This is a genomic window from Methylosinus sp. LW3 (genome assembly GCF_000527115.1).
In the GTDB taxonomy this organism is placed as follows: Bacteria; Pseudomonadota; Alphaproteobacteria; order Rhizobiales; family Beijerinckiaceae; genus Methylosinus.
Genome location: NZ_AZUO01000001.1, coordinates 435362 through 455714, shown reverse-complemented (window position 1 = coordinate 455714; position 20353 = coordinate 435362). Strand labels below are relative to the sequence as shown.

Sequence of the window (20353 nt, the reverse complement as noted above, 5' to 3'; positions counted from 1 at the left end):
CCGCCATGGATGACGCGATGTTTCCCGATCCGCAAGCCGCCGGCGCGCCTTCCGCCGCCTATCGCGTGCTGGCGCGCAAATATCGCCCCTCCGGCTTTGCCGATCTCATCGGCCAGGAGCCGATGGTGCGCACGCTCGAGAACGCCTTCGAGCTGAACCGCATCCATCAGGCCTATCTCTTGACCGGCGTGCGCGGCGTCGGCAAGACGACCACCGCGCGCATTCTCGCCCGCGCCTTCAATTACGAGCTTCCCGCGCAGGACGGCCGGGCGGCGGTGGATCGCCCGACGATCCATATGGACGCGCTCGGCGCGCATTGTCAGGCGATCATCGATTCGCGCCATCCCGATGTGCTGGAGATGGACGCCGCCTCGCACACCGGCATCGACGATATTCGCGAGATCATCGAGAACGCGCGCTATCGCCCGGTGATGGCGCGCGTCAAAGTCTACATCATCGACGAAGTGCACATGCTCTCCAAGGCCGCCTTCAACGGTCTGTTGAAGACGCTGGAAGAGCCGCCGGAACATGTGAAATTCATCTTCGCGACGACGGAGATCGACAAGGTTCCCGTCACCGTGCGCTCGCGCTGCCAGCGCTTCGATCTGCGCCGCATAGACGCCGGCCTGCTCGCCGCGCATTTGCGCAAGATTTGCGATCTCGAGGCCGTGACCATTGAGGACGAGGCGCTGGCCATGGTCGCCCGCGCGGCGGAAGGCTCGGCGCGCGACGCGCTGTCGCTGCTCGATCAGGCGATCGCCCATGGCGCGGCGGGCGGCGGCGCGATCGCCGCGCAGGACCTGCGGCTGATGCTCGGCGTCGCCGACAAATCGCGCGTCATCGATCTCTTCGAGGCGGCGATGAAGGGCGAGATCGCCGCCGCCATCGCCCTGCTGCAGGACCAATACGACGGCGGCGCCGATCCGGCGCAAGTTCTGCTGGAGCTGGCCGAATTCACCCATCTGGTGACGCGGCTGAAGCTCGCGCCGGACGCCGCGCAATCCAATGCGCTGACCGAGGAGGAGCGCCGCCGCGGCGGCGATGCGGCGGGAACGCTCTCCATCTCCGTGCTGACGCGGGCGTGGCAGATTTTGATGAAAGGCGTCGATGAGCTGCGCAGCTCGCCGCGTCCTCTCGCCAGCGCCGATATGGTGCTGGTGCGCCTGACCCATGCCGCCGAAATGCCCTCGCCGGAGGAGGCGCTGCGCAAGCTCGGCTTCGGCCAGGGCGGCGCGCCGCGTCCCGCGCCGGGCTCCGTCCCCGCGGCGGCGCCCGGCGAGCGGCCCCCGGTCGCGTTCGCGCCGGCGCCCAAGCCCGCGGCTTTCTCGCCAGCGCCTTCGGCACTCGCGACCAGCGCCGCGCCGGCCCAGCGCCGCGCCGCGGAGCCATCCCCGTCGGCGGGGGTGAAAATCGCCGATTTCCGCGCCCTCGTGGCCCTGGCGGGCGAGAAGCGCGACATACAATTGAAGATCGCGCTCGAGACGGAAGTTCGCCTCGTGCGCTTCGAGCAGGGGCGCATCGAGTTCGAGCTGGCGCCGGGCGGCTCGACGCGGCTGCCGCAGCTTTTGATGCAAAAGCTGCAGGACTGGACCGGGACGCGCTGGCTGGTGGCGCTCGCCGCCGGCGGCGCGCCGACGCTGCGCGAGGAGGCCGTGGCCCGCGAGAGCGAGAAGCGCTCCGGGATCGAGGCCGATCCGCTGGTGGCGAGCATATTGGCGCGGTTTCCCGGCGCGGAGATCGTCGCCGTGCGCGGCAAGGAGACGGAGCCGGCCGCGACGGCCGGCGCCGAATTGGCTTATGACGACGAGGAGCCGGACGACGTGTGAAACGTCGCTGCGCGAGGAGAGAGACATGCTCGACTTCATGGGACTGATGAAGCAGGCGCAGGCCATGCAATCGAAGATGGCCGAGCTGCAAGGGCAGCTCGACCAGACTCTGGTGGAAGGCGAAGCGGGCGGCGGGCTCGTGAAAGTGACGATGACCGCCAAAGGCGCGCTGCAGCGCCTCGTCATCGATCCGAGCCTGCTGAAGCCGGAAGAGAGCGACATTCTCGAGGATCTGATCGTCACCGCCCATGCGCAGGCGCGCGCCAAGGCGGAGGAGACGCTCGCCGAGAAGATGAAGGAAGTGACCGGCGGATTGCAGCTGCCGCCGGGGCTGAAGCTGCCGTTCTGATCGGAGCGAGTAGCGAATAGCGAGTAGACCTATTCGCTATTCGCTACGCGCTATTCGCCACTCACCAGGCTCCCCCCATTGGCCGAACGCATCGCCGGACCCGAGATCGAGCGCCTCGTGCAATTGCTGGCGCGATTGCCCGGGCTCGGGCCGCGTTCGGCGCGGCGCGCCGTGCTGCATCTCATGCGCAAGCGCGAGGAATTGCTCGGCCCCCTGGGTGAGGCGATGCGCGTCGCGCATGAGCGCATCCTCACCTGCACGACCTGCGGCAATATCGACACCAGCGATCCCTGCGCCATCTGCCGCGACGGGCGGCGCGACGCCGGCATTCTGGTCATCGTCGAGACGGTGGCCGATCTCTGGGCGCTGGAGCGCGCCGGACTGCTGGCGGCGCGCTATCATGTGCTCGGCGGCGTGCTGTCGCCCCTGGATGGCGTCGGCCCCAATGAGCTGAACATAGCGAGCCTGATGCAGCGCGTGAGCGAAGGCTCCGTGCGCGAGGCGATCATCGCCGTGAACGCCACGGTCGACGGGCAGACGACGGCGCATTATCTCGCCGATCTTCTGGCCCCGCTCGGCGTGAAGACGACGCGCCTCGCCCATGGCGTGCCGGTCGGCGGCGAGCTGGATTATCTCGATGAAGGCACGCTCGCCGCAGCGCTGGAGCGTCGCACGGCGTTTTGAGGCGAGCCCCCCCCGAACGAAAGACCGGGTCGCCGGCGCGCCTGGGGAGGGGTTGCGCCGACGACCCGTAGTCGGGCCAAGTCGAGGATGCGAAAAAAGTCGAGGATTTAGAAAAGTCGGGGCGGCTCGAAACAGGTCAGCGAAGAAAAAGCGCAGGCAGATTCATGCGGTTTCTGTCCGCTCACTTTGCAAATCGCGGCCTTCGCCGCCTTCCTTCTCCCCGCTCGCGGGGAGAGGGAGAATGCGATCACGGCGCGGGGGCGGATTTCGCGCCGCCCGTCGGCGCCTCGGAGACCAGCGCCACCTTGGAGTAGCCGGCGGCATTGATCGCCCCCATGGCCTCGACGACGCGCCCGTAAGGCACGGTCTTGTCGGCGCGCACATGGATGCGGCGATCCTTGCTGTTGTCGCTGCCGTCGCTGAGCGCGGCGAGCAATCCGTCCGCCGGAACCTCGCGCTTGTCGACGAAGAAGCCTCCGCCAGCGTCGACGCTGACGACGATCGGCGGCTTCTGATCGTTGAGCTGCTTGGCCTGCACCTTCGGCAGATCGACCGGAATGCCGGAGGTCATCAGCGGCGCGGCGACCATGAAGACGATGAGAAGGACGAGCATCACATCGACGAGCGGCGTGACATTGATATCGGCGATCGGCTGAGAATCGAATTCCGAATCGTGCTTACGCAACGCGAAGGCCATGACGCTCTCCCTTGCGCGACAGATGACGGGACAGCTCGACCTCGAAGACGCCGATGAAGGCGGTCACGCGCTTGCCGTAGGCACCGATGTCGCCGCTGATGCGGTTGTAGAAGACCACCGCCGGAATAGCGGCGACGAGGCCGAGCGCGGTGGCGAACAGCGCCTCGGCGATGCCGGGCGCGACCACGGCGAGGCTGGTGTTGTTGGAGGCGGCGATGCCTTGGAAGGAGTTCATAATGCCCCAAACCGTGCCGAACAGGCCGACGAAAGGCCCGACAGCGCCGATGGTGGCGAGCCCCGGCAGACGCTGCTGGAGCTGATCGAGCGCGGCGGCGCTGGCCAGCACGGAGACGCGATGCACGCGCTCCTGCAGAGCGTCGCGCTGCCCCTCGGAGGCGACAAGATCGGAAGAGCGCTGATACTCCTCCACCGCGGCCTTGTAGACCTGCGCCAGAGGATCGCTGGCCGGCGCGGCGAGGAAGGCGGGCGCGACCTCCGTCACCGGGAGATCGTTCTGAACGCTCTCGATGAGCGCGCTGGCGCGGCGATGCAGCAGCGACAGGCGAATGAGCTTCTCGGCGATCACGGCCCAACCCCAGGCCGAAGCGAGCAGCAGCAGCACGATGACGGTCTTGACGATCGAATCCGCCTGCAGAAACAGCTCGACCGGTGAGAGGGCGTGGGCGACGGCGGCCGAAGCCGCGCCGATTGCTGGATCACTCATCTTGGTTTTCGTCCTTTGTCGGCGAGAGAGACTTTTGCGGCGAGCGTCCTCGCCGCGGCTTTCGAGCGAATTAGAAGACGACGCCGCCGCTGACGGCGAAGACGCGTCCGATCGCCGGCAGCGATCCGCAGCGCGAGCCGACGCGCGTCGCTATGGCGTCCAGCGTGGCGTTGCCGGAGGAGGAGACGATGTTGAATCCCGTCATCGCGCCGCCGGCGCTGAATGTCGCGCGATAGGCGACGCGGCCATGCTTGGGAATAGGCCCGTCCGGCGCCGCGGTGCGCGCCGAGCGCTGCATGCAGGACAGGAACTGATTGGCGGCGATGGATTGCTGCGCATTGGAGTTGGCCGTCGCGGCCTGCGAAGGCGCGGCGTCCTGGCGCGCGGCGGCGGCGGGGCGCGGCGTCGGCGGCTTTTTCTCCACCACTTTGGGAACGGGCTTGGGCGCCGGCGGCTTCGGCGGCTCGATCGGCGCGACGGGCTCGATCGCCTCGGGCGGCGGCGGCGTGTCGTCGATCTCCTCGGGCTGCGGAATCTCCTCCGGCGGCGGCTGATCGACCGCAGGGCTCGGCACGACGACGAGCTCGAGCGGCTCTTCCGTCGTCGGCTCCGTATGCGGCAGCGAGAAATTCACCGCCGCGGTCAGGAGCAGCGCATAGGCCAGCACCGCCGCGACGCGCACCGGATAATTCGGACGGCCGCCATCTGGCAGTAGAAGCGATTGGGTGGTACGGAACTCTCCCGTCGTCGTGATCGTTTCCGGCGCCGCAATGAACGCCTCCGCAGCCGCAGCCGTCATGGAATGATCCCCCTCGTGCGAAACATTACCTGCCATTAAAGATTATAATTCCTATAGACGCAATGGGCTTAGTTGCGGCTTTTATCGATTCGGCGAAATTCGCTCGCTAGCGCCGATCCCGCAGAAACGATGTGCTATTGCGGCCGAAGACGAGAGGTCGTCATTTCGGCTCCGCCAGCCTGAGGAGCCGCGCTGCGCCGCGAGCCGCCACGAAAGCGCTCGAAAAGCTCGCTTGAAGCAGATAGCCGCCGGTGGGCGCGTCGAAATCGAGCATCTCGCCGGCGACGAAGACGCCGGGAAGCTTTTTCAGCATCAGATCATCGTCGAGCGCCGCGAAGCGCACGCCGCCGGCAGTGGAGATCGCCCGCTCGAGGCCCGCCGTCGCGACAATGGCGAGCGGCAGATTTTTCACGCGCTCCGCCAGCGCGTCCGGCGCCTGCGGCAATGGCCCGCAGAGGCGCAGCAGCGCGATCTCCAATTTCGTCAGCCGCAGCGTCTTGCGCAGAAAGCTCGCCATCGATTGCTTTTCACGCGGGCGCGCGAGCCTTTGCGCGAGCGCCTCCGCCATGCTGCTGGGGCGCAGATCGACATGCAATGTGGCGCCCTCGCCGCGCGCGAGCGCGCGTCCGAGCGCGGAAGCGAGCGCATAGACGGGACCGCCCTCGATTCCCCTTCGCGTGACGACAATATCGCCGAGACTGCGCGCCTCGCCATGGCGTAGCGCGATCGTCTTCAGCGGCGTCCCCTCGAAAGCCTTTGCGAAATCGGCCGGCCAATCGATGACGACGGCGCAATTGGCGGGAAGGAGCGGCGCGATCTCGACGCCCTTCACCCGCAGCCTCTCGACCCAGCCGCCATCGGCGCCGAGACGCGGCCATGAGGCGCCGCCGAGCGCCAGAATCGTGGCGTCCGCCGCGATCTCGCGGCGCTCGCCTCTCGCATCCGCGATCAGCAATGCGCCGCTCTCCGAAAAGCCCTCGAAAGTGGCGCGCGTCTCGATGCGCACGCCATTGGCGGAGAGCCGCCCGAGCAGCGCCCGCAACAGAGGCGAGGCCTTGAAGCTCTTAGGGAAGACGCGCCCGCTGGAGCCGACGAAGGTCTCCTCTCCCAGCGCGGCGCAATAATCGCACAGGCTCTGCGGCGGAAAGGCGCCGATGATCGGGCCGAGCCGATCTGCGGCTTCGCCATAGCGGGCGATAAATCTATCGAGGGGCTCGCTATGCGTGATATTGAGGCCGCCGCGCCCGGCCATCAGAAATTTGCGGGCGACGCTCGGCTTGCGCTCATAGACGGTCACGCTCGCGCCTTGCCGCGAGAGCAGGTCCGCGGCGAACAGGCCGGCCGGTCCGCCGCCGATGACGACGCATTTCGGCGAGGAAGGGGCGGGCGTTATGGCGCGGGCTCCGATGCGAAAACGAGGACAGGCGCGCTGGTTAGCACGCCGACAGCACGAGAAGGAAATCCATGCGCGAAGGCGCCGCAGAAATCGCTTTGATCGAAGAGGAAGACGATATTCTGTTCTCCTTCGAGGTTCCGCCGGAGGCGGCGGGGGCGCGGCTCGACCGCTTCCTCGCCGAGCGGCCGGAGCTCGTCGCCGCGCATCTCTCCCGCACGCGGCTGAAGTCGCTGATCGAGGACGGACGGCTGACGATCGGCGCCGCCGCCGCCCGCGACGCCAGCCGCCGCCTCGCTGCGGGCGATTCCGTCACCCTCGCCGTGCCGCCGCCGGAGCCCGCCGAGCCGCAGCCCGAAAATATTCCGTTGAATGTGGTGTTCGAGGACGCGCATCTGCTGGTTGTCGACAAGCCCGCCGGCCTCGTGGTGCATCCCGCCCATGGTCATGAGACGGGAACGCTGGTCAACGCGCTGCTCGCCCATTGCGGCGCGAGCCTCTCCGGCATAGGCGGCGTCAAAAAGCCCGGCATCGTGCATCGCATCGACAAGGACACGTCGGGCCTGCTGGTCGTCGCCAAGACCGACGCGGCGCATAAGGGCCTGTCGCGCCTTTTCGAGGATCACGGCCGCAAGCTGCATCTGGTGCGCGAATATCTCGCCTTCGTCTGGGGCGCGCCGGAGCGCCGCCATGGCGTAATCGAGGCGCCGATCGGCCGCCACTCGACGCAGCGCGAGAAAATGGCCGTCGTGCCCGAGGAGCGGGGCCGCGAGGCGGTCACGCATTGGGAGCTGGTCGAGACTTTCGGACCTGCGTCACTCGTGGCCTGCCAGCTGGAGACTGGCCGCACGCATCAGATTCGCGTGCATATGGCCCATATCGGCCATCCGCTGATCGGCGACGCCACCTATGGCGCCGGCTTCAAGACCAAGACCGCCCTGCTCTCCCCCGCCGCCCGCGCCGCCGTGGAGACCCTCGGGCGTCAGGCGCTGCACGCAGCCTCGCTCGGCTTCACCCATCCGGTGACGCGCGAGGAGCTGATGTTCGAGAGCGAATTGCCGGAAGACCTCGCGGCTATGCAGAAGGCGCTCGCAACGAGCTGACCCGCGACGACGAGACGACGAGCCATGCCGATTCCGATGGAGTATCAGCACGCCTCCGAGGAGTTCGAGCGCTTCCTGCGGCTCGTCGTCGAGCGAACGGGGCTGACGACGCGCAACCAAGCCTATACGACGGCGCAGAGCGTCCTGCTGACATTCCGCCGACGCCTCGAAATTTCGGACGCCATTCGCTTCGCCGGCGCGCTTCCTCCAGTGCTGCGCGCGATCTTCGTCGCCGATTGGGACGTGGGGGAGCCGCCGCGTCCATTCTCGTCCCGAGCGGCGCTGACGGAGGAAGTCCGATCCTTACGGCGAGACCATAATTTTTCGCCCGACAGCGCCATCGTCGATGTCGCCGGCGCTCTGCGCGCCTGCGTGGATGGGGCGGAATTCGATCGCGCGCTGTCGGCGCTCCCGCCCGGCGCCGCGGAGTTCTGGCGCGTCGCCCCGCCCGGCTGAGGGTTTCGTTCCGCCTCACGGCCGCAAGCGCGGCTCGGCGGCGATGCAGTCGGCGAGAAAATCCATGACCGCGCGAACCGCCGGCGAGCGGCGCAGATCGGGATAGGCGATCAGCCAGAGATCGCGCTTGGGCGGCGGCGGCTCGATCGGCAAGACGACGAGCCCCGGATCGTCGTCGCCCATGAAATCGGGAAGAACCGCCGCTCCCGCTCCGACGCGCGCGGCGGCCTGCTGGGCGAAGAGATCATTGGCCTCGAAGATGATTTTGCGCCCGCCGGCGAATTTGCGGAGCCAGCGCTGCTGCGCCAGATGGCCGAGCGATTCGTCGAAGCCGACGAACTCCCATTCCTCCGCCGGCCGCCGCGCGACATCGGCGCTGGCGTAGAGACCGAAGCGCATGGCGCCGACGCGCCGCGCGACGGCGCTCTCCTCCTCCGGCCGGCTCATGCGGATCGCAATATCCGCCTCGCCGCGATCGAGCGCCGCGAAGCTGGCGGAGGCGAGCAGCGCCACGCGCAATTGGGGATGGAGGCGCTGCAACGCCCCTATGCGCGGCGCGACGCAGAGTGTCGCCAGCACCGGCGGAAGCGAGACGCGAACGGCGCCGGCGAGCGTCAACGACGCCCCGCGCGAGCGCCTCAGAACTTCCTCGGCGATCGCCTCCATGCGTTCCGCCGTCGCCGCTATCGCCGCGCCATCTTCGGTGAGCGGCCGGCTGCGCGGCAGACGATCGATCAGCCGCAGGCCCAGCGACGCCTCCAGAGCGGCGATGCGGCGTCCGACCGTCGCATGGTCGACATCGAGCTCGCGCGCCGCGGCGGACAACGAGCCGCAACGCGACAGCGCCAGAAAAAAGCGGAGGTCTTCCCAATCCATCGGGGAATTATCGCACAGATCTTGTGAGCGCTCGCCGAATTTTCGCTCCATCGACGAATCGCTATCGTCGCCGCGGCGATCAACGAAGGAGCCGCAAATGTCTCGCATCATTCGCTTTCATCGTCTCGGCGGCCCGGAGGTTCTCCAGATCGACGAGATGGAGCTCGGCGCGCCGAAGCCGGGCGAGATTCGCCTGCGCGTCCGCGCGATCGGCCTCAATCGCGCCGAATCCATGTTCCGCTCCGGCGCCTATATCGAGGCGCCGCGCCTCCCCTCGCTGCTCGGCTATGAGGCCTCGGGCGAGATAGAGGCGATGGGCGAAGGCGTGACGGGCTTTTCCATCGGCGACGCTGTGAGCACGATGCCGGCTTTCTCCATGACCGAATATGGCGTCTATGGCGACGCCGCCATCGTCCCCGCTCATGCGGTGGTGAAACATCCAAAATCGCTGTCTTGGAGCGAGGCGGCGGCGATCTGGATGCAATATCTCACCGCCTATGGCGCGCTGGTCGAGATCGGCGGCGTCTCCGCCGGCGATGCGGTGATCGTCACTGCGGCCTCGAGCAGCGTCGGCCTCGCCGCCATACAGATCGCCAGAGCCGCCGGCGCGACGCCGATCGCCGTCACACGCAAGAACGCCAAGCGCGAGGCGTTGCAGAAAGCGGGCGCGAGCCATGTCGTCGTGACCGAGAGCGAAGACCTCGTCGAAAAGACGCAGCGCATCACCAAAGGCGAAGGCGCGCGTCTCGTCTTCGATCCGATCGGCGGACCGGGTGTCGAAGCGCTCGCCGAAGCCGCGGCCGTCGGCGGAACCATTTTTCTCTATGGCGCTCTATCCAGCGAGCCGACGCCTTTTCCCTTGTTCGCCGCCATTCGCAAGCAGCTCACGCTGCGGGGCTACACGCTGTTCTCGGTGACGCGCGACGCGCAAAAGCGCGAGCGCGGCGTGCGCTTCATTCTGGACGGATTGGCGGCGGGGAGCCTGCGGCCCATCATCGCGCGCAGCTTTCCGCTCGAGAGAATCGTCGAGGCGCATCGCTTTCTCGAGTCGAATGAGCAGATCGGCAAGATCGTCGTCACGGTCTGAGCGGGCGCAGGCGCAGCGCGTGACACCGCGCCGCGCCGCGCTAAGTAGCGGTGACGACTTCTTCAAAGCCCCTACGCAGATTACAGAAATTTAACCCGGCGGCCATTTGGCGCTTAGCGAAGAGCCATCTTTCGGCCATGCTCGGATCGGTTTATATTGAGGCGTTGCGGCCGGCGCTCGCGGTCGCGCATTACGGGTTCGCCGCATTTCGGGAGCCCGTCAGGAGGTGATCAATGGCGAACGCCCTGCCCATCGTCTCCGGCGAAAGCGGCCTCGCGCGCTATCTCGCCGAAATCCGCCGGTTCCCCATGCTGGAGCCGCAGGAAGAATATATGCTCGCAAAGCGCTGGCGCGAGCACGAGGACCCACAGGCCGCGCAAAAGCTCGTCACCTCCCACCTTCGGCTCGTCGCCAAGATCGCCATGGGCTATCGCGGCTATGGACTGCCGATCGGCGAGATCGTGTCCGAGGGCAATGTCGGCCTGATGCAGGCGGTAAAGCGCTTCGAGCCGGACCGCGGCTTTCGCCTGGCCACCTACGCCATGTGGTGGATCCGCGCCTCGATCCAGGAATATATCCTGCGCTCCTGGTCGCTCGTGAAAATGGGCACCACCGCGAGCCAGAAGAAGCTGTTCTTCAATCTCCGCAAGGCCAAGAGCAAAATCTCGGCCTTCGAGGACGGCGATCTCACGCCCGAGCATGTCGCGACGATCGCCACCCGCCTCGGCGTCTCCAAGCAGGACGTCATCGAGATGAACCGCCGCATGGCCGGCGACGCCTCGCTGAACGCGCCGCTGCGCGAGGAAGGCGAAGGCGAGTGGCAGGACTGGCTGGTCGATGACGCCTCCACCGATCAGGAGCATGTGCTCATGCATCAGGAGGAGAGCAATAATCGGCTCGACGCGCTGCGCGGCGCGCTGACCGTGCTCAACCCGCGTGAGCGCCGCATCTTCGAGGCGCGTCGTCTCTCCGACGATCCGGTGACGCTCGAGGATTTGTCCGAGGAGTTCGGCGTCTCTCGCGAGCGCGTGCGGCAGATCGAGGTCCGCGCCTTCGAGAAGGTGCAGTCCGCGGTGCGCGCCGGAATTGCGCGGCTCGAGGCGATGCCCGCGGCCTCGCTCTGACGCGGAGGAGGCCGAGAGCCACGTAACGCTCTCGCGCCGGCTGACGAAATAGGAGCGGCGGACCCATCAGGGCCAGCCGCTCTTTCTTTTTGCCCGAGGCGCAAATGCTGATTCGTCATTCGCCCGATATCGCCCCATCCGAGATCACGCCGCGCTCCCTCTATCTGCGGCGGCGCGAGTTTCTCGCCGGGTTCGGCGCGAGCCTCGCTTTCGCGGGCGCGGCGCAGGCGACGCCGCTCGCCGCCACGCGTAGCCCTTTCTCGACGAGCGAGCCCAAGACGCCGCGGACGGATGTGCTCGCCTATAATAATTTCTACGAATTCGGCGGCCGCAAGAGCGATCCGGCCGACAACGCCCATACGCTCACCACCAAGCCTTGGAAGGTGCGGATCGACGGGCTCGTCGCCAAGCCCGCCGACTTTCTTCTCGAGGACCTCATCGAGCCGCATGCGCTGGAGGAGCGCGTCTATCGCATGCGCTGCGTCGAGGGCTGGTCCATGGTCATTCCCTGGATCGGCGTGCAGCTCTCGGAGATTTTGAAGCGCGCCGAGCCTTTGGGCTCCGCCAAATATGTCGCCTTCGAGACTCTGGTGCGGCCGGAGGAAATGCCCGGCCAGAAGGGCCTGCTGCAGCTTCTGCCCTGGCCCTATGTCGAGGGGCTGCGGCTCGACGAGGCGCTGCATCCGCTCACAATTCTCGCCGTCGGCCTCTATGGCGAGACGCTGCCCAATCAGAATGGCGCGCCGCTGCGGCTCGTGGTTCCGTGGAAATATGGCTTCAAGGGCATCAAATCCATCGTGCGCATATCGCTGGTGGAGACGCAGCCCAAGACGTCCTGGAACATTCAAAATCCGCGCGAATACGGCTTCTATTCCAACGTCAATCCAAACGTCGACCATCCGCGCTGGAGCCAGGCGACAGAGCGGCGAATCGGCGAGGGCGGCCTCTTCGCCAAGCGGCGGCCGACGCTGATGTATAATGGCTATGGCGATCAGGTCGCCTCGCTCTATGGCGGCATGGACCTCGAGCGGTATTTTTAAAATGCGCGCCGCGCTCCGCGTCCCGAAGCTCGCCGTCTATGTCGCGGGCCTGGTCCCGGCGGCATGGACCTTTTATCTCGGCCTTCAGGACCAACTGGGGCCGGAGCCGATCAAGACGCTCGAGCAGGAGCTCGGGCTCTGGTCGCTGCGCTTTCTGCTGCTGTGCCTGCTGATCTCGCCGCTGCGCCGCGCCTGGGGCGTCGATCTCTTGCGCTATCGCCGCGCGCTGGGGCTGCTCGCCTTTTATTATGCGGCGCTGCATCTTTCCGCCTATGTCGCGCTCGACCATGGCTTTGACTGGCCCGCCATCGGCCGCGATATTTTGAAGCGGCCTTATGCGACGATCGGCATGGCGGCTTTCGTCATCCTCGTCCCTCTGGCCGCCACCTCCAACAACGCCGCGATCCGCCGGCTCGGGGCCACGGCCTGGGCGCGGCTGCACAAGCTCGTCTATGTCGCGGCCATATTGGCGGCGGCGCATTTTCTGCTGATCGTGAAATCCTGGCCAGCGGAGCCCCTGCTCTACGCCGCGGCGACCGCCGCGTTGCTGGCCGTGCGGGCGTTTCCATCCGTGCTGCGCCACGCGAGACGCGCGGCGGAGAGCGTCATTCCCGGCAGGCCGCAGGCCTAACCGGGCTCCTGAGCAGCGTTTCCCGTCGAAGGGCCGCCGCCCGTGTGCTACATTGTGGCCCAAGGAGACGAGCCATGACCAACACCGTCGTCCGTGCGCGCATCGACGAGCATGTGAAAGAGGAAGCCGCCGCCGTTCTGGCGACCATCGGCTTGACTGTGTCCGACGCTTTCCGGCTCATGATGGTTCGGATCGCGACGGACAAGGCGTTGCCGTTCGAGCTGCTCGTGCCGAACGCCGAAACTATCGAGGCTATGAAGGCCGCTCGCCGTGGCGAGCTCGTCGATGTCGGCGCCGTCGAAAACCTGCTCGGAAGCCTGAATGAGGGCGATTAAATATACCTCGCGCTTCCGGCACGATTATCGGCGCGAACGGTCAGGGGTATTGGGCAAGAAAATCGATCAACTGCTTTTGGACGCCGTCAACCTTCTGGCTGCAGATCAGCTGTTGCCAGCGCGATATTGCGACCATGAATTGATCGGGGAATGGAAGGATCACAGAGATTGCCACCTTCGCCCCGACCTATTGCTCATATACCGCAAGCCTGACGCTGAAAGGCTGGAATTGGTGCGCCTCGGCTCACACAGCGAGCTTGGATTCTGAAAGCCCGGAGCTTTCCGGCCGTGCGGCCCTGCTCCAGGCGTCGCCTCAGCGCGTCGGAACGGGCGTGCCGCTGCGGTAATCGTAGAAGCCGCGCTGCGTCTTGCGGCCGAGCCAGCCGGCCTCGACATATTTCACCAGCAGCGGGCAGGGGCGGTATTTCGAATCGGCCAGCCCCTCGTGCAGCACCTGCATCACCGATAGGCAGACGTCGAGGCCAATGAAATCGGCGAGCTGGAGCGGCCCCATCGGATGATTGGCGCCGAGCTTCATCGCCGTGTCGATCGCCTCCACCGAGCCGACGCCCTCATAGAGCGTGTAGATCGCCTCATTGATCATCGGCAGCAGGATGCGATTGACGATGAAAGCCGGAAAATCCTCCGAAACAGTCACCGTCTTGCCGAGCTCGCCGATGAACTGCTTGGCCGCCTCGAAGGTCTTATCCTCGGTGGCGATGCCGCGAATCACCTCGACGAGCTGCATCTTCGGCACCGGATTCATGAAATGAATGCCGATGAACTGCTCCGGCCGCCCCGTCACCGCGGCGAGGCGGGTGATCGAGATGGAGGAGGTGTTGGTGGCGATGAAGGCGCCCGGCCGCAGCTTGGGGCCGAGCTCGGTGAGGATGCCGCGCTTGACCTCCTCATTCTCGGTCGCGGCCTCGATCACGAGGTCGCTGTCCGAGAAAGCGGCGTAATCCTTGGCCGGATGGATGCGGGCGACGGCGGCCTTGCGGGCCTCCTCGTCGATCTGGCCGCGCTCCACCGCCTTGGCGAGATACGTCGCTATGTCGTCCAGTCCGGCGGCGATGCGGCTCTCCGATAGGTCGTTGAGCGCCACATCGAAACCCGCGACCGCGCAGACCTGAGCAATGCCCTTGCCCATCTGCCCGGCGCCGACAATGCCGATCTTGCGAATTTCAGAGCCCATCTTTCGAACACCACCAGCGAGAAGCGGGACGCTTCCAATTCAGTATAGCGCGCGTTCGGCCTTTGTGAAAACCGGCGTTTGCACCGCAGCGAAACAGGCCGCTTCATCACCCTGGCCTGGGAGGGCGTCAATCCCGGCGGGCCGCCGGCCCGACCGGGAATCGAGAGCGGCGCCAGATATTTGCGACGTCGCCCCCGCCGGCTTCCGCCGCTCGCTGCGCGCGCGAGCGGGAATGGAGCCCCAAACCCCTCAGCGGCCGGCCTTGGCCAGCTCGGCGTCGAGCTCCTTCAAGGTCGGGAAGAGATCCGCCACCAGGCCGTAATCGGCCACCTGGAAGATCGGCGCCTCCTCGTCCTTGTTGATCGCCACAATGACCTTGGAGTCCTTCATGCCGGCGAGATGCTGGATCGCGCCGGAAATGCCGATGGCGACATAGAGGTCGGGCGCCACCACCTTGCCGGTCTGGCCGACCTGCAGATCATTGGGCGCGTAGCCGGCGTCGACCGCCGCGCGCGAGGCGCCGATGGCCGCGCCGAGGCGGGTCGCCACAGGCTCGATATATTCCTTGAAATTCTCCGAGCTCGCGAGGCCGCGGCCGCCCGAGACGATGATTTTGGCCGCCGTCAGCTCAGGCCGCTCGGATTTGGCCAGCGCCTCGCTCTTGAAGCTCGACACGGCCGGATCGGAGCCCGCGCCGATCGCCTCGATCGCCGCCGAGCCGCCCTCGCCCGTCGCCGTGAAGGAGGCGGTGCGCACGGTGATGACCTTTTTGGCGTCCCTCGACCGCACGGTCTGAATGGCGTTGCCGGCGTAGATCGGCCGCTCGAAGGTGTCGGCGGAGACGACCTTGATGACGTCCGACACCTGCGCCACGTCGAGCAGGGCGGCGACGCGCGGCAGCACATTCTTCGAGCTGGAGGTCGAAGGCGCGAGAATGGCGTCATAGGCGCCGGCGAGGCCGACGATCAGCGCCGCCAGCGGCTCGGCCAGATGATGGCCATAGGCCACACTGTCGGCGACGAGCACCTTCTCGACTCCCGAGAGCTTGGCCGCGGCCTCGGCCGCCGGGCCGACATTCTCGCCCGCGACGAGAATATGGACGCCGCCGCCGATCTGCAGCGCCGCGGTCAGCGCCTTGGCGGTGGAGGGGGCGAGCGCGGACTCTGTGACTTCCGCGACGATGAGCGCCGTCATTTACAGAACTCCCGCAGTCTTGAGCTTTTCCAGCAATTCGGGGACGGAGCCGACCTTGATGCCGGCCTTGCGGGCCGGCGGCTCGGCCGTCTTCAGCACCTCGAGGCGCGGCGTGATGTCGACGCCGTAATCGGCCGGGGTCTTGGCCGCGACCTCTTTCTTCTTCGCCTTGATGATATTGGGCAGGCTGGCGTAGCGCGGCTCGTTGAGGCGCAGATCCGTCGTCACCACGGCTGGCAGCTTCAGCGTCACCGTCTGCAGGCCGCCGTCGACCTCGCGCGTTACATCCACGGAACCGTCGGCGATCTCCACCTTGGAGGCGAAAGTGCCCTGGCCCCAGCCGAGCAGAGCGGCGAGCATCTGGCCGGTCTGATTGCTGTCGTCGTCGATCGCCTGCTTGCCGAGAATGACGAGGCCGGGAGCCTCCTCGGCGACGATCTTCGCGAGAATCTTGGCGACAGCCAGCGGCTCGACCAGCTCGTCGGTCTTGACGTGAATGCCGCGGTCGGCGCCGATGGCCATGCCGGAGCGCAAAGTCTCGTCCGCCTTGGCCGGGCCGATGGTGACGAGCACGACTTCCGTCGCCTTGCCGGCCTCTCTCAGGCGAATAGCCTCCTCGACGGCGATCTCGTCGAAAGGATTCATCGAAAATTTCACATTGGCGACGTCGACGCCCGAACCGTCCGGCTTGACCCTGATCTTCACATTGTAGTCGACCACCCGTTTGACGGGCACGAGAACCTTCATCGCGCAACTCCCGGCGAGATTGACCTTCGTCTCGATTGTTTCGAAAAATCGCGCTCTGTGGCCGAAAGGCCCCGATCGGCTTTTTCGAGCGCCGCGTCGAGAACGAATTAGCGCCGCGCGGCGCGAGGCGCGCGCGGAAAGCTCGGAAGACGTTCTGGTAGCCTCGGCTCGCCGCCCTGTCAAACCCGCGCGCGCCGAAACCTCCGGCGCCGCGAGCGCTCAGCCGGCGCGAAGCTCGGTCGCAGACACGGCCATTGCTAAAATTGCGGCTCAGATCCACAGCCAGGGGGCGACGACGCGCGCCAGGGCGCGGAGGCGGCGCTTGGCGCGAATGGGCGCGGAATCATAGTCGGAATCGTCCCGCGCGGCGTGGCCGGAGGCCGGGCATTCGATCGGCCAGCGCAGCGTCAGGCCGTCATCTCCCCGCCGGCCGCGCAGCGGCGCGATCACGCGCGCGACGAATTCTTCCAGCACGAGTGGCGGCGCGATCATCTCGTCGCGCCGCTCGAAGAAATGCTCGAGGTAGAAATCCTTCGCAAAGAGCATCAGCTCCGTGCGCGCCCGCAAAGGCGCCCCGCCTTCCTTGGAATAGGCGCGGCGGAAATCGGCGGCGAAGCGGCGATCCTCCGGCAGATGGTCCATCAGCGCGGAGAGCCGCTCGAAGGTCAGCCTGCCGGTGACTTTGAAAAAGCGCTCGCTCTGCGCGAGCAAACGGCTGCTTCGGCAGGCGTGATCGACGATTCCGAGCTCCGAATAGCCATAATGGAGGCCCTCCGGCCGGTGATTGCCGTCGAAGCCGATGATCTCGAGCGGCCGCCCGGTCTCGCGGCGAAGCGCCTCCGCGTCCAAAAAAGAGAGATCGGCGCCGGAATTCTCGCAGAACACCACGCCTGAGATGCGCGCGTCCGGCAGCCGCATGAAAAACTGCAATGCGTTCCGATAATCGCTTTTTCTCACCTCGAGATCGCGCCGCGCGATCTCGGGGGCGTAAGCGCCCGGATCGACGGTCGCGGTCAGCAGCAGGACGGTCGGCCGGGTCATCATCTCCGATCGTCTCAGCCCCAGGGGCCGTGGAAAGGCCACGGGCCGAACCATTGCACGCCGCGCCGCTTGAACAGCGGCGTCAGAATGAGCCCGGCCAATATGCCGCCGATATGCGCCCACCAGCCGACATGGCCCTGATCGTCGGTGAAGGCGTTGAAGAGCTGAAAAAGAATCCATGTGCCGACGAAGAGCGAGGCGGGCGCATGGATGGGGATGATGCCGGCGACGAGGCCGAAAATCGTCGAGCGCGGATAGAGCAGGATGAAGGCCGCGCAGACGCCCGAGATCGCCCCCGAGGCGCCGACGAGCGGCGTGATGGTGAGCGGCGCGCCCACAGCGAACAGCATGGCGGCGGAGACGCCGCACAGAATATAGAAGATGAGATAGCCGGCCGAGCCCATGGCGTCCTCGACATTATCGCCGAAGACATAGAGAAAGATCATGTTTCCAGCGAGATGGCCGAGCCCGGAATGGAAGAAGAGGCTGGTCAGCAGCGTCCACTCGGGTCCGGGGGTGACGATCCAGGGGGCGAGCTCGGCGCGGCCGAACAGCACCGCCGGTATGAGGCCGAAGCCGCGCACCACAGTGAGCGGATCGCCGAATGATTCGCTGAACACGGCGACGAAGACGAAGATGTTGAGCGCCATCAGCGTCCAATTGACATAAGGCCGCCGCACATAATGGAGCGGCGCGTCGTCATGTAGCGGCAGCACCATCTCGACCATTCTCCCTCGGCTGCGCCGCCACTGATCCCGGATGCCGCTCGGCCTCGACCCAATTTATAGCGCGGCCCGAGCTCTGGCCAATATGGGGCCAGCGCGGGAGAACGCGAGGCCGCGCAGCCCGGCAATGTCGAGGGCCAGCACTGCGCCGCAATAGACGAAGCCGCCGACCCCGACCTGCAGGAGCAAGGTGAGAATGCCGGGCTCGAGGCCCGCGAGCGGATGCAGCGCCAGAACCATCGCCCCGGTCGCCGCCAGCGCGCCGAACATGTCGCGTCCGCGCGGCCATTGCGGCGAGGTGCGCGCTGCGAACAGCACCAGCGCGACGAGCGCCGCCACATAGGCGAGGCATTGGGCAAGGGCGAGGCTGGAGGCGTCCGCGCCGCGCGGCAGCGCCAGGGCGAAGCAGAGGCCCGCGACCACGGCGACCGAGGCCGCGCCGATGAGCGGCGCCGTCTTCTTCTCGATCTGAAACACGGGATTGATAGCGAATTGAATCAGCCCCATGGCGAAGAGGCCGGGCAGCAGAAGATCGAGATAATGGCCGAACGGCCCGCGAAATTGCGGCGGCACGATCAGCGCCTCGATCGAGGGCATTGTGAGCCAGATTCCGGCGCAGGCGGGCAGCAGAAAGGCCGCGACGATCGTCATATTGCGGGCGATCTGCTCCTTGCCCTTCTCGGCCCCGTGACGCTCATGGGCGGCGACGGCGATCTGGAACAGCAGCACATCCAGCGCCGAGCCCATAGCGAAAATGGCGCGAATGCCGAGATCATAGGCGAGCGAGAATTGCCCCGTCTCGGCGAAGCCGTAATAGGCGGTGACGAGCGCCCGCGCCGCCAGCGGCACGGATTGATAGAGCATGTTCGCCGCGACGATGGGCGCGCTATAGGCGACGAGCGTGCGCGCCGTCGCCATGCGCGCGCCGCGCGGCGAGGCGCCGGGGTCCTTCAGCGAGGCGCGCGCGGTGAGCACGGCGCCGAAGAGGCTGGCGAGGCTGCCGGCGATCGCCATTCCCGCCGAATGAAAGACGAAGGCGCCGCCGCCAGTGAGGGCGAGCGCGAGAATATTCTTGGCGAGAACGACGCGGCTATAGCTCTTGTCCTCGAAGCGCGCGCGCAGCAGCGCCGTGGAATAGTCGAACAGCCCATTGATCGCCGCCGTCGCCAGCGCCAGAGCGATGAGAATGTCGCCGAGCGCGAAGGGCGGCGCGATGAAGAGGAAGAGGCCGCCGCAGAGGATGAGCGCCGCCGTGGTCGCGAGATAGGCGAAATCGAGCGTCGAACGAATGGCCGGCTCCGCCTCGCGCACGCGCGTCGAATAAAAGCGCGTCGCCGAAAGGCGCATCCAATCGAAAGCGCCGGTCTGAATGACGACGCCGATCGCGAAGGCGAGCGCGAAGCGGCCATATTCCTCCGGCCCGAGGAATTTGGCGACCAGCAGGCCGATGAGGAAGTTTGCGACTGTGTTGGCGAGGAAGGCGGCGAGAACCTTCACTTCGTCGCTCCGAGGGATCGCGTCTCCAAGAATCGCGGCAAAAAGTCGAGCATATCGGACCGCGCGCGAAAACCAGCCGGCTCTTCGCTCTTCGCCACCTCATCGATGAGCTCGGCAAAGAGGATTTTGCGGCCTCCTTTCTCCGCCCAGCCGACGAACCAGCCGAATTGGCGATCGGCGCTCGGGCCGTGCGGACCCGTGGGTGTTCCGGTTCCAGTCTTGCCGCGCGCGAGCCCGCCGTCGGCGAGCCGAAAGCTCGGAATGATCGCGACCGTCTGGTCGATCGCGCGTCTCGAAAACGGAAGGCGATAGTCGAGCAGCCTGCGTAGAAAAGCGACCTGCTCATCAGGCGAGATCGCCAGAGACGAACTGAGCCAGGCATGAGTGAGGCCGTTGTTGCGACCAGGATCGCCGGAGACGTCGCGATTGCCATACCCGAGTCTCTCGATGGCCTCACTGAAACCTGCGGCTCCGAGCCGCTCGGCGAGTTCCTGGGAATACCAGACGACGGATTCGCTCAGCCAGCTCGTCGGGTCGATCGTCGTTTTCCAGCTCTCGCGCCAAGCTGCGTATTTTTCTTTGTAAGGCAACGCAGGTGAATGCGCATCGATGAGAAGGCCGGCCTCATAACCGATGAGCGCGAGCGGTATCTTGAAAGTCGAGGCCGGGCTGTTGCGCCGCTCGCATCCGGCGCCTTCCCGCACGAGCGTAGCGCCGGTCTCCGCCTCGACGATGAGGCGGCAGATCGGGGCGGCGGAAGCGGGCGCCGCGAGACAAGCGAGCAGGAAGAGGCCAACTGACAAATCAGCGATCCTCTCGGCGAGGAAAGC

Annotated in this window: 23 protein-coding genes; 11 read left to right on the top strand and 12 right to left on the bottom strand. The window is 66.4% G+C overall.

The features are described 5' to 3' along the window. The first annotated feature begins 5 nt into the window (after positions 1 to 5). From METLW3_RS0102225 to recR, 3 genes are all read left to right on the top strand, one after another. Entirely contained in the window at positions 6 to 1826 is a 1821-nt protein-coding gene (locus METLW3_RS0102225) for a DNA polymerase III subunit gamma/tau (protein WP_024878380.1), read from the top strand. A 25-nt stretch (positions 1827 to 1851) separates the two neighbouring features. After that, on the top strand, positions 1852 to 2175 hold the full coding sequence (locus tag METLW3_RS0102220; RefSeq protein WP_024878379.1) for a YbaB/EbfC family nucleoid-associated protein: 324 nt from the start codon (positions 1852 to 1854) through the stop codon (positions 2173 to 2175). Positions 2176 to 2253: 78 nt separating this feature from the next. Continuing rightward, positions 2254 to 2859 (top strand): recombination mediator RecR, encoded by a 606-nt coding sequence (recR, locus tag METLW3_RS0102215; RefSeq protein ID WP_018267060.1) that lies wholly within the window; start codon positions 2254 to 2256, stop codon positions 2857 to 2859. 247 nt (positions 2860 to 3106) lie between these two features. Here the strand turns inward: recR and METLW3_RS0102210 are convergent, their stop codons facing one another. From METLW3_RS0102210 to METLW3_RS0102195, 4 genes are all read right to left on the bottom strand, one after another. Continuing rightward, a complete protein-coding gene (locus METLW3_RS0102210; RefSeq protein WP_024878378.1) occupies positions 3107 to 3556 on the bottom strand; it encodes a biopolymer transporter ExbD in 450 nt (149 codons plus the stop codon). After that, entirely contained in the window at positions 3537 to 4280 is a 744-nt protein-coding gene (locus METLW3_RS0102205; RefSeq protein ID WP_024878377.1) for a MotA/TolQ/ExbB proton channel family protein, read from the bottom strand. The genes METLW3_RS0102210 and METLW3_RS0102205 overlap by 20 nt, the downstream gene beginning before the upstream one ends. A gap of 70 nt (positions 4281 to 4350) precedes the next feature. After that, the gene (locus METLW3_RS0102200; RefSeq protein ID WP_024878376.1) at positions 4351 to 5079 is read right to left on the bottom strand and encodes a hypothetical protein; all 729 of its coding nucleotides are present in this window, start codon (positions 5077 to 5079) and stop codon (positions 4351 to 4353) included. Between the two features lie 160 nt (positions 5080 to 5239). Further along, entirely contained in the window at positions 5240 to 6436 is a 1197-nt protein-coding gene (locus METLW3_RS0102195; RefSeq protein ID WP_245267428.1) for a TIGR03862 family flavoprotein, read from the bottom strand. 107 nt (positions 6437 to 6543) lie between these two features. Between METLW3_RS0102195 and METLW3_RS0102190 the strand changes: the two genes are divergently transcribed. After that, positions 6544 to 7575: an RluA family pseudouridine synthase gene (locus METLW3_RS0102190; RefSeq protein WP_024878374.1), complete on the top strand. Its 1032-nt coding sequence runs from the start codon at positions 6544 to 6546 to the stop codon at positions 7573 to 7575. Positions 7576 to 7599: 24 nt separating this feature from the next. Continuing rightward, a complete protein-coding gene (locus METLW3_RS0102185; RefSeq protein ID WP_024878373.1) occupies positions 7600 to 8031 on the top strand; it encodes a DUF2267 domain-containing protein in 432 nt (143 codons plus the stop codon). 15 nt (positions 8032 to 8046) lie between these two features. Here the strand turns inward: METLW3_RS0102185 and METLW3_RS0102180 are convergent, their stop codons facing one another. Next, complete coding sequence (locus METLW3_RS0102180; RefSeq protein WP_024878372.1) at positions 8047 to 8907, bottom strand: LysR family transcriptional regulator; 861 nt, start codon at positions 8905 to 8907, stop codon at positions 8047 to 8049. Positions 8908 to 9004: 97 nt separating this feature from the next. On the opposite strand from METLW3_RS0102180, the gene METLW3_RS0102175 reads away from it, so the two are divergent. The 6 genes from METLW3_RS0102175 (at position 9005) to METLW3_RS0102150 (ending at position 13392) form a co-directional block, all read left to right on the top strand. Further along, positions 9005 to 9994: a zinc-dependent alcohol dehydrogenase family protein gene (locus METLW3_RS0102175; protein ID WP_024878371.1), complete on the top strand. Its 990-nt coding sequence runs from the start codon at positions 9005 to 9007 to the stop codon at positions 9992 to 9994. A gap of 233 nt (positions 9995 to 10227) precedes the next feature. Beyond that, positions 10228 to 11118: an RNA polymerase sigma factor RpoH gene (rpoH, locus tag METLW3_RS0102170; RefSeq protein ID WP_024878370.1), complete on the top strand. Its 891-nt coding sequence runs from the start codon at positions 10228 to 10230 to the stop codon at positions 11116 to 11118. A gap of 104 nt (positions 11119 to 11222) precedes the next feature. Next, positions 11223 to 12158, top strand: a complete 936-nt coding sequence (msrP, locus tag METLW3_RS0102165; protein WP_024878369.1) for a protein-methionine-sulfoxide reductase catalytic subunit MsrP — start codon at positions 11223 to 11225, stop codon at positions 12156 to 12158. Between the two features lies 1 nt (position 12159). Continuing rightward, complete coding sequence (gene msrQ / locus METLW3_RS24995) at positions 12160 to 12789, top strand: protein-methionine-sulfoxide reductase heme-binding subunit MsrQ (protein ID WP_084484761.1); 630 nt, start codon at positions 12160 to 12162, stop codon at positions 12787 to 12789. 74 nt (positions 12790 to 12863) lie between these two features. After that, positions 12864 to 13124, top strand: coding sequence for a type II toxin-antitoxin system RelB/DinJ family antitoxin (locus tag METLW3_RS0102155; protein WP_024878367.1), 261 nt, complete (start codon positions 12864 to 12866; stop codon positions 13122 to 13124). Further along, positions 13111 to 13392: a type II toxin-antitoxin system YafQ family toxin gene (locus METLW3_RS0102150; RefSeq protein WP_024878366.1), complete on the top strand. Its 282-nt coding sequence runs from the start codon at positions 13111 to 13113 to the stop codon at positions 13390 to 13392. The genes METLW3_RS0102155 and METLW3_RS0102150 overlap by 14 nt, the downstream gene beginning before the upstream one ends. 45 nt (positions 13393 to 13437) lie before the next feature. Here the strand turns inward: METLW3_RS0102150 and METLW3_RS0102145 are convergent, their stop codons facing one another. The 7 genes from METLW3_RS0102145 to blaOXA form a co-directional block, all read right to left on the bottom strand. Next, positions 13438 to 14319 carry a 3-hydroxybutyryl-CoA dehydrogenase gene (locus tag METLW3_RS0102145; protein ID WP_024878365.1) on the bottom strand — a complete coding sequence of 294 codons (882 nt, stop codon included), beginning with the start codon at positions 14317 to 14319 and terminating at the stop codon, positions 13438 to 13440. 249 nt (positions 14320 to 14568) lie between these two features. After that, the gene (locus METLW3_RS0102140) at positions 14569 to 15513 is read right to left on the bottom strand and encodes an FAD-binding protein (protein WP_024878364.1); all 945 of its coding nucleotides are present in this window, start codon (positions 15511 to 15513) and stop codon (positions 14569 to 14571) included. Next, positions 15514 to 16260: an electron transfer flavoprotein subunit beta/FixA family protein gene (locus METLW3_RS0102135; protein WP_024878363.1), complete on the bottom strand. Its 747-nt coding sequence runs from the start codon at positions 16258 to 16260 to the stop codon at positions 15514 to 15516. It lies immediately after the preceding gene. A 270-nt stretch (positions 16261 to 16530) separates the two neighbouring features. After that, positions 16531 to 17304: a hypothetical protein gene (locus METLW3_RS28030; RefSeq protein ID WP_024878362.1), complete on the bottom strand. Its 774-nt coding sequence runs from the start codon at positions 17302 to 17304 to the stop codon at positions 16531 to 16533. A gap of 11 nt (positions 17305 to 17315) precedes the next feature. After that, positions 17316 to 18029 carry a rhomboid family intramembrane serine protease gene (locus METLW3_RS28025; RefSeq protein WP_245267208.1) on the bottom strand — a complete coding sequence of 238 codons (714 nt, stop codon included), beginning with the start codon at positions 18027 to 18029 and terminating at the stop codon, positions 17316 to 17318. 54 nt (positions 18030 to 18083) lie between these two features. After that, entirely contained in the window at positions 18084 to 19523 is a 1440-nt protein-coding gene (locus METLW3_RS0102115) for a polysaccharide biosynthesis C-terminal domain-containing protein (protein WP_024878360.1), read from the bottom strand. Beyond that, on the bottom strand, positions 19520 to 20326 hold the full coding sequence (gene blaOXA / locus METLW3_RS0102110; RefSeq protein ID WP_024878359.1) for a class D beta-lactamase: 807 nt from the start codon (positions 20324 to 20326) through the stop codon (positions 19520 to 19522). The genes METLW3_RS0102115 and blaOXA overlap by 4 nt, the downstream gene beginning before the upstream one ends. Positions 20327 to 20353 lie beyond the last annotated feature (27 nt).

Bases quoted from the DNA above. Each gene is read 5' to 3' on its own strand.
- METLW3_RS0102225 (WP_024878380.1), top strand. From the start codon at position 6: ATGGATGACGCGATGTTTCCCGATCCGCAAGCCGCCGGCGCGCCTTCC.
- METLW3_RS0102220 (WP_024878379.1), top strand. From the start codon at position 1,852: ATGCTCGACTTCATGGGACTGATGAAGCAGGCGCAGGCCATGCAATCG.
- METLW3_RS0102210 (WP_024878378.1), bottom strand. From the start codon at position 3,556: ATGGCCTTCGCGTTGCGTAAGCACGATTCGGAATTCGATTCTCAGCCG.
- METLW3_RS0102205 (WP_024878377.1), bottom strand. From the start codon at position 4,280: ATGAGTGATCCAGCAATCGGCGCGGCTTCGGCCGCCGTCGCCCACGCC.
- METLW3_RS0102200 (WP_024878376.1), bottom strand. From the start codon at position 5,079: ATGACGGCTGCGGCTGCGGAGGCGTTCATTGCGGCGCCGGAAACGATC.
- METLW3_RS0102190 (WP_024878374.1), top strand. From the start codon at position 6,544: ATGCGCGAAGGCGCCGCAGAAATCGCTTTGATCGAAGAGGAAGACGAT.
- METLW3_RS0102185 (WP_024878373.1), top strand. From the start codon at position 7,600: ATGCCGATTCCGATGGAGTATCAGCACGCCTCCGAGGAGTTCGAGCGC.
- METLW3_RS0102180 (WP_024878372.1), bottom strand. From the start codon at position 8,907: ATGGATTGGGAAGACCTCCGCTTTTTTCTGGCGCTGTCGCGTTGCGGC.
- METLW3_RS0102175 (WP_024878371.1), top strand. From the start codon at position 9,005: ATGTCTCGCATCATTCGCTTTCATCGTCTCGGCGGCCCGGAGGTTCTC.
- rpoH (WP_024878370.1), top strand. From the start codon at position 10,228: ATGGCGAACGCCCTGCCCATCGTCTCCGGCGAAAGCGGCCTCGCGCGC.
- msrP (WP_024878369.1), top strand. From the start codon at position 11,223: ATGCTGATTCGTCATTCGCCCGATATCGCCCCATCCGAGATCACGCCG.
- msrQ (WP_084484761.1), top strand. From the start codon at position 12,160: ATGCGCGCCGCGCTCCGCGTCCCGAAGCTCGCCGTCTATGTCGCGGGC.
- METLW3_RS0102155 (WP_024878367.1), top strand. From the start codon at position 12,864: ATGACCAACACCGTCGTCCGTGCGCGCATCGACGAGCATGTGAAAGAG.
- METLW3_RS0102150 (WP_024878366.1), top strand. From the start codon at position 13,111: ATGAGGGCGATTAAATATACCTCGCGCTTCCGGCACGATTATCGGCGC.
- METLW3_RS0102145 (WP_024878365.1), bottom strand. From the start codon at position 14,319: ATGGGCTCTGAAATTCGCAAGATCGGCATTGTCGGCGCCGGGCAGATG.
- METLW3_RS0102140 (WP_024878364.1), bottom strand. From the start codon at position 15,513: ATGACGGCGCTCATCGTCGCGGAAGTCACAGAGTCCGCGCTCGCCCCC.
- METLW3_RS0102135 (WP_024878363.1), bottom strand. From the start codon at position 16,260: ATGAAGGTTCTCGTGCCCGTCAAACGGGTGGTCGACTACAATGTGAAG.
- METLW3_RS28030 (WP_024878362.1), bottom strand. From the start codon at position 17,304: ATGATGACCCGGCCGACCGTCCTGCTGCTGACCGCGACCGTCGATCCG.
- METLW3_RS28025 (WP_245267208.1), bottom strand. From the start codon at position 18,029: ATGGTCGAGATGGTGCTGCCGCTACATGACGACGCGCCGCTCCATTAT.